The sequence below is a fragment of the Klebsiella sp. CN_Kp091 genome, assembly GCF_040065095.1.
In the GTDB taxonomy this organism is placed as follows: Bacteria; Pseudomonadota; Gammaproteobacteria; order Enterobacterales; family Enterobacteriaceae; genus Klebsiella; species Klebsiella aerogenes.
Window position 1 is genome coordinate 113376 of sequence record NZ_JBEAIO010000007.1, and the last position, 11841, is coordinate 125216.

14 protein-coding genes are annotated in these 11841 nt (G+C 57.1%); 11 read left to right on the forward strand and 3 right to left on the reverse strand.

Annotated elements, in window-relative coordinates:
• Positions 1 to 9: 9 nt before the first annotated feature.
• From prfA to kdsA, 5 genes are read left to right on the forward strand one after another with little or no spacing between them, the layout of a single operon-like run.
• Positions 10 to 1092: a peptide chain release factor 1 gene (gene prfA / locus ABLV17_RS08405; protein WP_015367109.1), complete on the forward strand. Its 1083-nt coding sequence runs from the start codon at positions 10 to 12 to the stop codon at positions 1090 to 1092.
• On the forward strand, positions 1092 to 1943 hold the full coding sequence (gene prmC, locus ABLV17_RS08410; protein ID WP_348854217.1) for a peptide chain release factor N(5)-glutamine methyltransferase: 852 nt from the start codon (positions 1092 to 1094) through the stop codon (positions 1941 to 1943). Before prfA ends, prmC begins: the two co-directional genes overlap by 1 nt.
• Positions 1940 to 2332, forward strand: a complete 393-nt coding sequence (gene sirB2 / locus ABLV17_RS08415; protein ID WP_015367107.1) for an invasion regulator SirB2 — start codon at positions 1940 to 1942, stop codon at positions 2330 to 2332. Before prmC ends, sirB2 begins: the two co-directional genes overlap by 4 nt.
• Before the next feature lie 3 nt (positions 2333 to 2335).
• Positions 2336 to 3148, forward strand: coding sequence for an invasion regulator SirB1 (gene sirB1 / locus ABLV17_RS08420; RefSeq protein WP_045393803.1), 813 nt, complete (start codon positions 2336 to 2338; stop codon positions 3146 to 3148).
• A gap of 39 nt (positions 3149 to 3187) precedes the next feature.
• Entirely contained in the window at positions 3188 to 4042 is an 855-nt protein-coding gene (gene kdsA, locus ABLV17_RS08425; protein ID WP_015367105.1) for a 3-deoxy-8-phosphooctulonate synthase, read from the forward strand.
• A gap of 78 nt (positions 4043 to 4120) precedes the next feature.
• Here the strand turns inward: kdsA and chaA are convergent, their stop codons facing one another.
• Positions 4121 to 5221 (reverse strand): sodium-potassium/proton antiporter ChaA, encoded by a 1101-nt coding sequence (chaA, locus tag ABLV17_RS08430; protein ID WP_308959106.1) that lies wholly within the window; start codon positions 5219 to 5221, stop codon positions 4121 to 4123.
• Between the two features lie 265 nt (positions 5222 to 5486).
• On the opposite strand from chaA, the gene chaB reads away from it, so the two are divergent.
• Both chaB and ABLV17_RS08440 read left to right on the forward strand, forming a co-directional pair.
• Positions 5487 to 5717 (forward strand): putative cation transport regulator ChaB, encoded by a 231-nt coding sequence (gene chaB, locus ABLV17_RS08435; protein WP_015367102.1) that lies wholly within the window; start codon positions 5487 to 5489, stop codon positions 5715 to 5717.
• Positions 5718 to 5865: 148 nt separating this feature from the next.
• On the forward strand, positions 5866 to 6546 hold the full coding sequence (locus ABLV17_RS08440; protein ID WP_015705085.1) for a gamma-glutamylcyclotransferase: 681 nt from the start codon (positions 5866 to 5868) through the stop codon (positions 6544 to 6546).
• A 28-nt stretch (positions 6547 to 6574) separates the two neighbouring features.
• Here the strand turns inward: ABLV17_RS08440 and ABLV17_RS08445 are convergent, their stop codons facing one another.
• Positions 6575 to 6817 (reverse strand): DUF1883 domain-containing protein, encoded by a 243-nt coding sequence (locus tag ABLV17_RS08445; RefSeq protein WP_015705086.1) that lies wholly within the window; start codon positions 6815 to 6817, stop codon positions 6575 to 6577.
• 227 nt (positions 6818 to 7044) lie between these two features.
• Positions 7045 to 7398: a DsrE/DsrF/TusD sulfur relay family protein gene (locus ABLV17_RS08450; RefSeq protein ID WP_015367099.1), complete on the reverse strand. Its 354-nt coding sequence runs from the start codon at positions 7396 to 7398 to the stop codon at positions 7045 to 7047.
• Between the two features lie 66 nt (positions 7399 to 7464).
• Here ABLV17_RS08450 and nasR point away from each other — a divergent pair, with 66 nt between their 5' ends.
• From nasR to ABLV17_RS08470, 4 genes are all read left to right on the forward strand, one after another.
• Complete coding sequence (gene nasR, locus ABLV17_RS08455) at positions 7465 to 8661, forward strand: nitrate regulatory protein NasR (RefSeq protein WP_087857958.1); 1197 nt, start codon at positions 7465 to 7467, stop codon at positions 8659 to 8661.
• A 234-nt stretch (positions 8662 to 8895) separates the two neighbouring features.
• Positions 8896 to 10152 (forward strand): ABC transporter substrate-binding protein, encoded by a 1257-nt coding sequence (locus ABLV17_RS08460; RefSeq protein ID WP_308958886.1) that lies wholly within the window; start codon positions 8896 to 8898, stop codon positions 10150 to 10152.
• A 1-nt stretch (position 10153) separates the two neighbouring features.
• The gene (gene ntrB, locus ABLV17_RS08465) at positions 10154 to 11038 is read left to right on the forward strand and encodes a nitrate ABC transporter permease (protein WP_348854214.1); all 885 of its coding nucleotides are present in this window, start codon (positions 10154 to 10156) and stop codon (positions 11036 to 11038) included.
• A gap of 9 nt (positions 11039 to 11047) precedes the next feature.
• A complete protein-coding gene (locus ABLV17_RS08470; RefSeq protein WP_213316718.1) occupies positions 11048 to 11836 on the forward strand; it encodes an ABC transporter ATP-binding protein in 789 nt (262 codons plus the stop codon).
• Positions 11837 to 11841: the final 5 nt, after the last annotated feature.

Genomic DNA, 11841 nt, shown 5'->3' on the forward strand with positions numbered 1-11841 from the left:
TTCACGCCTATGAAGCCTTCTATTGTTGCTAAACTGGAAGCTCTGTACGAACGCCATGAAGAAGTTCAGGCGCTGCTTGGCGACGCCGCCACCATTGCCGACCAGGACCGTTTCCGCGCGCTGTCGCGCGAGTATGCGCAGCTTGGCGATGTCGCCCGCTGCTATACCGACTGGCGCCAGGTGCAGGACGATATCGAAACCGCGCAGATGATGCTCGACGATCCGGAAATGCGCGAAATGGCGCAGGAAGAGCTGCGCGATGCCAAAGAAAAAAGCGAAGCGCTGGAACAGCAGCTGCAGGTGCTGCTGCTGCCGAAAGATCCAGACGATGAGCGCAACGCTTTTGTCGAAGTTCGCGCCGGCACCGGTGGCGATGAAGCGGCGCTGTTCGCCGGCGATCTCTTCCGCATGTACACCCGCTACGCTGAAGCCCGCCGCTGGCGGGTCGAAATCATGAGCGCCAACGAAGGCGAACATGGCGGATTTAAAGAAGTGATTGCCAAGATCAGCGGCGATGGCGTCTATGGGCGGCTGAAATTTGAATCCGGTGGCCATCGTGTCCAGCGCGTTCCAGCGACCGAATCGCAGGGGCGTATCCACACCTCCGCCTGTACCGTGGCGGTGATGCCGGAGCTGCCGGAAGCCGAAATGCCGGATATCAACCCGGCGGACCTGCGTATCGATACCTTCCGTTCCTCGGGGGCGGGCGGCCAGCACGTCAACACCACCGACTCCGCTATCCGTATTACCCACTTGCCGACCGGTATCGTCGTTGAATGTCAGGACGAACGTTCGCAGCATAAAAACAAAGCCAAGGCGCTGTCGGTGCTGGGCGCGCGTATTCGCGCCGCCGAAGTCGCCAAGCGTCAGCAGGCGGAAGCGTCTACCCGTCGTAATCTGCTGGGCAGCGGTGACCGCAGCGACCGCAACCGTACCTACAACTTCCCGCAGGGCCGCGTGACCGACCACCGTATCAACCTGACCCTTTACCGTCTGGATGAAACCATGGAAGGCAAACTGGATATGCTGATCGAACCGATTGTGCAGGAATTCCAGGCTGACCAGCTGGCGGCGCTTTCCGAGCAGGAATGATGACCTTCCGACAGTGGCTCACTCAGGCGATAGCCCGGCTCGGCGCGAGCGAAAGCCCGCGTCGCGACGCCGAGATCTTACTGGGGCACGTCACCAGCAAAGCGCGGACCTGGATCCTCGCTTTTGACGAAACCCTATTGACGGCGGAACAGTTGGCGGAACTGGAAGCATTGCTGGCGCGCCGCGCCAACGGCGAGCCGGTGGCGCATCTGGTGGGTCAGCGCGAGTTCTGGTCGCTGCCGCTATTTGTCTCGCCGGCGACGCTTATCCCGCGCCCCGACACAGAATGCCTGGTCGAGCAGGCGCTGGTACGCTTGCCGCAGACGGCCTGCCGCATCCTGGATCTTGGCACCGGCACCGGCGCTATCGCTCTGGCGCTGGCCAGCGAGCGGGCGGACTGCGAGATTATTGCCGTTGATTTTATGCCTGACGCCGCGGCGCTCGCCGCGCGCAATGCCGCTCATCTCGCTCTCAACAACGTGACCGTGCTGCAAAGCGACTGGTTTAGCGCGCTCAAGGAGCAGCGGTTCGCGATGATTGTCAGTAATCCCCCCTATATCGATGAAACCGATCCGCATCTTGCAGAAGGGGATGTCCGCTTCGAGCCGAGAACGGCATTGGTCGCCGCCGACCAGGGGCTGGCCGATTTAGCGCATATCATCCGTGAAGGACGCAACTACCTGCTACCCGATGGTTTTATGCTACTGGAACATGGCTGGAAACAGGGCGAGGTGGTACGCGCATTGTTTAATGAAGCAGGATATCGCGACGTCGAGACCTGCCGCGATTATGGCGATAACGAACGTCTGACTCTCGGGCGTTGGCCGCACAAGGAGCAAGCCGGCGAATGAATTTATTTACTGCAGTACTCTATTTGCATATTGCCTGCGTGGTGACATCCGTCGGGCTTTTCGTGTTGCGTTACTGGTGGACCTACAGCGGTAGCGCGATGCTCAATCAGCGCTGGGTACGTATTGCGCCGCATTGTAGCGATACGCTGCTGTTCCTCAGCGGTGCGGGATTAATGGCGATAACGCACTATCTGCCGTTTACCGAAGATGGCGCATGGCTGACTGAAAAGCTGTTTGGCGTTATCATTTACATCGCATTAGGATTTATTGCGTTGGGCCGACGTCGCCCGCGCCGCCAGCAGACCCGGTTCATCGCCTTTCTGCTGGCGCTGGTGGTGTTGTTCTTTATCGTTCAACTCGCCATCACAAGAATACCGTTACTGGGGTAAGGCATGAGGTCATTAGCTGATTTCGAATTTAACAAAGCGCCATTATGCGAAGGCATGGTCCTCATTTCTGAATTGATCCGCGACGACTTTCCGACGCACTTTGTGCAGGATGAGCTGCAGCGGTTGTTAACACTGGCGCAGGAAGAGATTGCCACCTCCTGGGATCAGGAGCGTCAGCTCGACCGGTTGCTGGAATTGTTCTATCACGAGTGGGGCTTCGGCGCATCGCAGGGCATCTATCGTCTGTCCGATGCGCTATGGCTGGATAAAGTGCTGGTGAATCGCCAGGGAAGCGCTGTGTCGCTGGGGGCGATTCTGTTATGGATTGCCCAGCGTCTGGATCTGCCGGTGGTGCCGGTTATCTTCCCGACGCAGATGCTGCTGCGCGCCGACCCGGACACCAGCGAAGAGATGTGGCTGATTAACCCATTCAACGGCGAAACGCTTGATGAACACACGCTTGAGGTGTGGCTGAAGGGAAATATCAGCCCGGTGGCCGAGCTGTTTAATGAAGATCTCGATGAGGCCGACAACGCCGAAGTGATCCGCAAACTGCTCGATACGCTGAAATCGGCGCTGATGGAAGAGCGGCAGATGGAACTGGCGCTGCGCGCCAGCGAAGCGCTGCTGCAGTTTAATCCAGAGGACCCGTATGAAATTCGCGACCGCGGGCTTATCTACGCCCAACTGGAGTGCGATCACGTGGCGCTGCTGGATCTCAATTATTTCGTTGAGCAGTGTCCGGAGGATCCGATTAGCGAGATGATCCGTGCGCAGATCAACACGATTTCACATAAACAAATTACATTGCATTAGTCTGGAACCATTCCGGTTACACCCTGATAAGGCGATCTTATGAAACAAAAAGTGGTTAGCATTGGTGATATCAACGTAGCAAACGACCTGCCGTTCGTGCTGTTTGGCGGAATGAACGTGCTGGAGTCCCGCGATCTTGCGATGCGTATCTGCGAACATTATGTGACCGTCACGCAAAAGCTGGGCATTCCGTATGTGTTCAAAGCCTCTTTTGATAAAGCCAACCGTTCTTCCATCCACTCCTATCGTGGGCCAGGACTGGAAGAAGGGATGAAGATTTTCCAGGAGCTGAAGCAGACTTTCGGCGTGAAAATCATCACCGACGTTCACGAAGCCAGCCAGGCGCAGCCGGTGGCCGACGTGGTTGACGTGATCCAGCTGCCAGCGTTCCTCGCGCGTCAGACTGACCTGGTGGAAGCGATGGCTAAAACTGGCGCTGTCATCAACGTCAAGAAACCGCAATTCGTCAGCCCGGGCCAGATGGGCAACATCGTTGATAAATTCATCGAAGGCGGGAACGACAAAGTGATCCTGTGCGATCGCGGCGCTAACTTCGGCTACGACAACCTGGTCGTTGATATGCTCGGCTTCGGCGTAATGAAGAAAGCGTCCAACAACTCGCCGGTCATCTTTGACGTGACCCACGCCCTGCAGTGCCGCGACCCGTTTGGCGCTGCCTCAGGCGGCCGCCGCGCTCAGGTGACGGAACTGGCTCGCGCCGGGATGGCGGTGGGTATCGCCGGACTGTTCATTGAAGCGCACCCGGATCCGGACCACGCGAAATGTGATGGCCCGTCCGCGCTGCCGCTGGCTAAACTGGAACCGTTCCTGAAGCAAATGAAAGCGATCGACGATCTGGTGAAAAGCTTCGACGAGCTGGATACCAGCAACTAAGTTTCGTTGAGCAGTAAAAAAGCCTGCCGGTTTCGCCACCGACAGGCTTTTTTTTGGGCTTTATTGCTGATTACCCGGTCAGGCAAATATCGTCATCAGGTAGGCGGCGAACAGCGCCAGATGCGCCGCGCCGTTGAGGACATTGGTGCGCCCGGTTGAGAACGAGATATGGCACAGCACCAGCGACGCCGCCATCACCACCATTTCCGGCGCTCCCAAACCGAAGCGGAGTTCATTGCCGGTAAGGAAGGCGATAAGCGTGACGACAGGCACCGTCAGGGAAATCGTCGCCAGCACCGAACCAAAGAAGAGATTCATTGCGCGCTGCACCTGATTATTCAGCACCGCTTTCAGTGCGCCGAGTCCTTCCGGGGAGAGGATCAGCAGCGCCACCAGGAAACCGGTAAAGGCTACCGGCGCGTTCATGCTGGTCAACAGCGTTTCCAGCGGATTAGCGTTCATTTTGGTAACGGCGATAACTGCAACCAGGTGTACCAGTAACCAGGCTGTGTGCCAGCCGCTACTGTGCGCCGATGGCTTACCGTGATGCGGGTCGTCATCATCGCTGTCATCTTCATGCTCGTACACAAACAGGCTCTGGTGCGTTTTGGTCTGAATGAGCAGGAATACGCCGTACATGGCGGCGGAAATCAGCGCCACCAGCAGCGCCTGGCCAGTGCTGAAATTGGCGCCCGGCAGCGCCATAGGGAATACCAGTACGATAATCGCCAGCGGGAAGAGGGCGATCAGGTACTGCTTGATACCAAACAAATTCATATACTGCGTGGCGAATTTACGCCCGCCCAGCAGTAAAGAGAAGCCGACCAAACCGCCGGTGACGATCATAATGATTGAATATAACGTATCGCGCATTAGCGTTGGCGCGGCGTCGCCGGTCGCCATTAATGCGGAAATCAGGCTCACTTCAAGAATGACCACTGACAGGCTCAAAATTAATGAACCATAGGGCTCGCCGAGACGGTGAGCAAGAACGTCGGCATGGCGAACCACGCTAAATGCGCTACTCAGAATCCCGACTAGCGCCAGAATATTAATCGCAACGACCACTGGTAGTGATTGACTGCTTCCCCAGAGAAACAGCACCACCAGTGCTAAAACCGGAAAAACGAGGGAGGTCTCCTTGTGGCGGGTCTTAACCGCCTCATGTGCATGTGTCATGAACCATCTCCATTTATGCAGGTGTTATAATTATAGATAACGTAAGTTGATAAAATAACAGACATTGATAGGTTTAATTTGTATTTTTACTTAAATTTACCACTCTTGCATAAGAAATGCGTTGGTCTGCTAAAAAAAACTGTTACGTATGTTTTATATATATTTTTCAGATGATTACTAAAATTCATTTCTCAATATTTCTGCCATTTGCCAACCTGGCAATTGTGTTCCAGACTTAGCTTTTACCCTGATTCTGGAGGTCATGATGCCTTACCGTAGTAAACAAGAACTTCCCGATAGCGTTCAGCACGTCTTGCCGGAACACGCGCAGGAAATTTATAAAGAAGCTTTCAATAGCGCATGGGACCAATATAAAGACAAAGCCGACCGTCGCGATGATGCCAGCCGTGAGGAGACGGCGCATAAAGTCGCCTGGGCGGCGGTGAAAAATGATTATCAAAAAGGCGATGACGACAAATGGCATAAGAAAAAGTAATCACTTTTGCGATCTAATTTTTTGTCAGCCCCCTTGTCAACGCTCCGTTAATTGCTTATTGAGTAATAAAGCTGGATAATAATTCAGCAATATTCACGGATGGCACAGATTATCGCCGGGAAGCAGGCAGTGGCGGAGGTAGTAGAAAGTGTTAACTCGTGATTTCTTGATGAATGCGGATTGTAAGACGGCGTTTGGCGCGATTGAGGAATCGCTGCTGTGGTCGGCTGAGCAACGGGCGGCCTCGTTGGCGGCGACCCTGGCCTGTCGTCCGGACAACGGTTCGGTGTGGATTTTTGGCTACGGTTCGTTGATGTGGAACCCGGCGCTGGAATACAGCGAATCCTGCACCGGTACGCTGCCGGGTTGGCATCGCGCGTTTTGCCTGCGCCTGACCGCCGGTCGCGGCAGCGCGCATCAGCCGGGGAGGATGTTGGCGTTGAAGGAAGGCGGGCGTACCACCGGAGTGGCCTATCGTCTGCCGGATGAGACGCTGGAGCAAGAGCTGACGCTACTGTGGAAGCGAGAAATGATCACCGGTTGCTATTTGCCAACCTGGTGCCGTCTTGAGCTCGACGATGGGCGCACGGTGAATGCGCTGGTGTTTATTATGGATCCGCGCCACCCGCTGTATGAATCCGATACCAGCGCACAAACCATCGCGCCGCTAATTGCCCGCGCCAGCGGGCCGCTTGGCACCAATGCCCAGTATCTCTTTTCGTTGGATCAGGAATTACGCAAGCTTGGCATGCGCGACGCCAGTCTTGACGATCTGATTATCCAGGTGCGACATCTGGTCGGCGAGGCGAGCCAACCCGGGCTCGCATAAAAACGCCCGGTCCGCCGGGCGTGGAGATTCAGGCGGGAACGTAGCTAATGGAGTGCTCCAGCGACTGGCTATGGCTATCGATCAGCACGTTCCAGGTGCCGCTGTAGGGCACGGTGAGATAAGCGCTATCCCTGTCCTGCACGCTAAAAATATCGGCGTGGCTGTCGCCGGCGGCCTTGGCGCTCATTAAGTGAATATGACAGCGCTCCGAACAGCGCACCACCAGCGTATCACCGCCGAATAACGTTAAACTTGCTTTTACCATTGCCATTTTCATAACCCCGTTTCTGTCTCTGAATACATCAACCCCGCGTGATATTGTTCACACTTTGCTCGTTGCATAACACCAAAGGGGGAGCGCGTGGATGATGATTTCGATCAACAAAATGGATAACGATTAAACAAAAATGACAATCTTCCTGAAAGCGTTCAGGTGGCGTACTTTTGCATCAGCAATAGCCGCCAGCCTGACATTTAATCCTGTTAATGGCGATTAATTCAGAAGGTCAGCACTTTATCCGCCGCCAGCGTCCACTGCGCCAGCTCGACCAGCGTTCCCACTTCCACGCCATCTACTAATGGCAAATGGGTGATCCCGCGTCCGTCCGTACAGGTCTTGCAGAGTTTTACCGGCACATTCTGCGCGGTGAGGATCTCAAGCATCTGCTGGATGTTATAGCCTTCCGCCGGTTTCTGTCCGCGAAGCCCGGCGGTCACCGCATCGGACATTAAAAACAGCTTCAGATCGAGGTCTGACTCCTGCTCGCGCAGGGCGATAGCCAGGCGCAGGCTATTAAACAGAGATTCGCTGCCGTAGGCGGCGCCGTTGGCGACAATCACAATACGTTGCATAAAGACTCCTTTTATCAGGCACGGTTATTGCTTAGCTTTACCTAAAGACGTAATTCGGGAGAGGGTATGAATAATACGACCGGCATGACGCCTGAAGCAATCGGCTGGTTTCATTATGCGCGCCAACTACAAAAACAGCAGCTCCGCCAGCTAACGCAGCAAGGGGCGCTGGCGAGCGAAATAAGTGGGTTGGTTCATATGCTGCAGTGCGAGCGCGGCGTCTCCAATATGTGGCTCTCTTCCGATGGCCGCTTGTATGACGCCGAACGCCGGGCTGGCGGGGCGCTGGTGGACGCGCGCTTAAGCGCTTTTTATGCTGCGCTGCAACCGGCGCGGGAATCCGCCAGTAGCGCGCTCTGTTGGCGAATAGCCAGCGCGGTGTGGTATCTGGCGCAACTTCCGGCGCTGCGAGCGGCGGTGCAAGGCCGCACGGTGGACGCTCAGGAGGCCACTCAGCGCTTTAGCCGTATTATTCGCCATTTATTGAATATCGTGCCGCAGTTGAATGACAGCATAGACGATCCGCAGATCGCCAGGCGTATGGTCGCCCTGTACAGCTTTATGCAGGGTAAAGAGCTGGCCGGCCAGGAGCGCGCGCTGGGGGCGTTGGGCTTTGCGCGCGGCCAATTTAACGGCGAGCTCCGTCAGCAGCTGGTTGACCGCATTGACGGTCAGCAGCCCTGTTTTGACAGCTTTCAGGCACTTTCCGGTCTGCCACGGGCGCTTGAGCTGCTGCAGGGTTGCGAAGCCGGGCGCGAGATAGAGCAACTGCGGCGCATCGCCTGTACCCGCCAGCCCTCGGCGGACGAAGGGGCCGCGGCGCAGCGCTGGTTTAGCCTGCAAACTGAACGGCTTGAGCAGATGCGCGGTCTGGAGGAGGCGTTGATTGCCGACCTGCTCAGCGCGACCCGGCAGTTGCTCGAACGTGGAGAAGACGATATGCCTCCGCTGCAATGGCCTGAAGAAGAAGGCGGCGATAGCCTGACTTTGCGCCTGGATAAGCAGCTGCTGCCGCTGGTCCGCCAGCAGGCGTGGGAACTTGAGCAACTTTCCGGCCAACTGGCTTCACTGAAAGCGACGCTTGAAGAGCGCAAGATTATTGATAAGGCGAAAGCGCTGCTGATAAGCCATCAAGGGATGCAAGAAGAACAAGCCTGGCAGGCGCTGCGTAAAATGGCGATGGATAAGAACCAGCGGATGGTTGAAATCGCCCGCGCGTTGCTAACGGTGAAAGCCCTGCTGCCGGACTCATCGTCAAATTGAATGCACAATCAGCGGGCAGGCATTGCCTGACGATGGTGCAATAGTTTACGCGGGGAGCGGTAAAACAACGTCTGGCGGGCAATGATAAATTGGCATCCGCTTTGCATTACTGAATTTGAGTGAATCAACAATTTGAGATAACGGACCAACGGCGGTCTGAGGGTCTCTGGATAAAGGCGTCCTGCGGTGCGAAAGCACTGCCGGGCGCTTTTTTTTGCGCGTTCTGGAGCGGCTATGGGCGATAAAGTTTTTATTTCACGACGGCGTTTTTTGCAGGCCGGGGCGGCGCTGGGCGGCGCTATGCTGCTGCCCGGCGTGATGCAGGCGGCGTGGGCGGCGGGTTCCGATAAACCGGAGTTGGCCACCGTGCGGGTTGGATTCATCCCGCTAACCGACTGCGCGCCGCTGGCGATCGCGGCACTGAAAGGATTCGATAAAAAGTATGGCATCAGCCTGCAGCCAAGTAAGGAGGCCAACTGGGCGGCGGTGCGCGATAAGCTGGTTGCCGGCGAACTCGATGCGGCGCATATCCTCTACGGCATGCTGTATGGTCTTGAGCTTGGTATCGCCGGCAAGCCGCAGTCGATGGCCAACCTGATGACCCTGAACCGCAACGGTCAGGCGATCACCCTCTCTAGTGACCTGCAGGCGCAAGGCGTGAGCGATAGTCATGGGCTCAAGCGGCTGATCGACCAAAAAGCGCCGGGCAGCTACACCTTCGCCCACACCTTTCCTACCGGCACCCATGCGATGTGGCTCTATTACTGGCTGGCGAACACCGGTATCGACCCCTTCGCCGATGTGCGCATGGTGGTCGTGCCGCCGCCGCAAATGGTGATGAACATGCGCATCGGCAATATGGTCGGCTTCTGCGTCGGCGAACCGTGGAACGCGCGTGCGATCAACGATCGCATTGGTTTTACGGCGGCAACCAGCCAGCAAATCTGGGCGGATCATCCGGAAAAAATCCTCGGCGCGCGCAGCGATTGGGTGGCGCGCTATCCAAATACCGCAAGGGCGCTGGTGGCGGCGCTGCTGGAGGCCCAGCGCTGGATTGAAGCGTCTGCCGACAACACCCGCGAAACCGCGCGGATCCTCTCCAGACGGGCGTGGCTCAACACCAAAGAACAGTACCTTAGCGGGCGCATGCTTGGCGAATACGACAATGGCATCGGCAAACGCTGGCGCGACGCTCATCCCATGCGCTTCTTCCAGCAGGGCGAAGCCAGCTATCCGTGGCTCTCCGACGGCATGTGGTTCTTAACCCAATTCCGCCGCTGGGGCCTGCTGAAAAACGCGCCGGATTACCAGGCGGTAGCGCAGCGTATCAACCGCATCGACCTGTGGAAAGAGGCGGCGCAGGCCGTGGGCGGTATCACTGCGCCAACGCAAACGCTACGCAGCAGCACGCTGCTGGACGGCAAAGTGTGGAACGGCGTCGACCCGGAAGGGTACGCCGCCAGTTTCGCCATTCAACATAAGGGGGCATGAGATGAAACCAGCCATTAACACGCAGCCGCGCACGCAGACCTCACCCGCGCCGGGCGAAATCATTGTCCTGCCGCCGCTGCAGGTGCGCAAAGCTACGCCGTCCGCCAGTCGCTGGCTGAACGCCGCGCTGCAACGTCTGCTGCCGCCGCTACTGGGCCTGGGTCTGCTGCTGCTCGGCTGGCAGCTGGCGGCGCTTGGTACGAAAGGCTTCCCGACGCCGCTGAGCACTCTGGATTCGGCGCTGACGCTGTTTTCCTACCCGTTCTACCGCGACGGACCGAACGACATGGGCATCGGCTGGAACGTGCTGGCTTCGCTGCAACGGGTCGCGGTGGGCTTTGGTTTGGCGGCGCTGGCCGGTATTCCGCTGGGCTTTCTTATCGGCCGCTCGCTGTTCTTTGCGCGAATGTTTAATCCGCTTATCGCGCTGCTGCGCCCGGTGAGTCCGTTGGCGTGGTTACCGATTGGCCTGCTGCTGTTTCAGAAGGCGGAGCCGGCTTCCAGCTGGACCATTTTTATCTGCTCTATCTGGCCGATGGTCATTAACACCGCGGAAGGCGTCAGGCGCATCCCGCAGGACTATCTCAATGTGGCTCGCGTGCTGCAGCTGTCGGAATGGACGGTGATGCGCAAAATCCTCTTTCCGGCAGTGCTGCCCGCGGTATTAACCGGCGTGCGGCTGTCGATAGGCATTGCCTGGCTGGTGATCGTCGCCGCCGAGATGCTGACCGGTGGGTTGGGTATTGGGTTTTGGATCTGGAATGAATGGAACAACCTCAATGTGGAAAACATCATCATCGCTATCGTCATTATCGGCGTTGTCGGCCTGCTGCTCGAACAGGGGCTCATATTGCTCGCTCGCCGCTTCAGTTGGCAGGAAAAATAAGGAGTCGCTATGAAACCATTAATTCAGGTGCAGGCCGTCAGTCAACGCTTTAACACCGCCAGCGGCGAGTTCCTGGCGCTGCAAAACGTCTCATTTGATATTCACGAAGGGGAAACCATCAGCCTGATTGGCCACTCCGGATGCGGCAAATCCACGCTGTTGAATCTGATTGCCGGGATTACCCAGCCCACTGAGGGCGGGCTGCTATGCGATAACCGTGAAATTTCCGGGCCGGGGCCTGAACGGGCGGTGGTGTTCCAGAACCATTCGCTGCTGCCATGGCTGAGCTGTTTTGACAACGTGGCGCTGGCGGTGGATCAGGTGTTTCGCCGTACCATGAGCAAGGCAGAGCGCCGGGAGTGGATTGAGCACAATTTACAGCGAGTACAGATGGGGCACGCGCTGCACAAACGGCCGGGGGAGATCTCCGGCGGTATGAAGCAGCGCGTTGGCATCGCGCGCGCGCTGGCGATGAAGCCAAAAGTGTTACTGCTTGATGAGCCTTTTGGCGCGCTGGACGCGCTCACCCGAGCCCATCTGCAGGATGCGGTAATGCACATCCAGCAGGAACTAAACACCACCATTGTCGTGATCACCCACGACGTCGATGAGGCGGTACTGCTTTCCGACCGGGTGTTAATGATGACCAATGGCCCGGCCGCGACGATTGGCGAGATCCTTGACGTTAATCTGCCGCGTCCACGTAACCGGGTCCAACTGGCGGATGATAAACACTACCACCACCTGCGTCAGCAGATCCTCCATTTCCTCTACGAAAAGCAGCCGAAAGCGGCGTAAGGCGG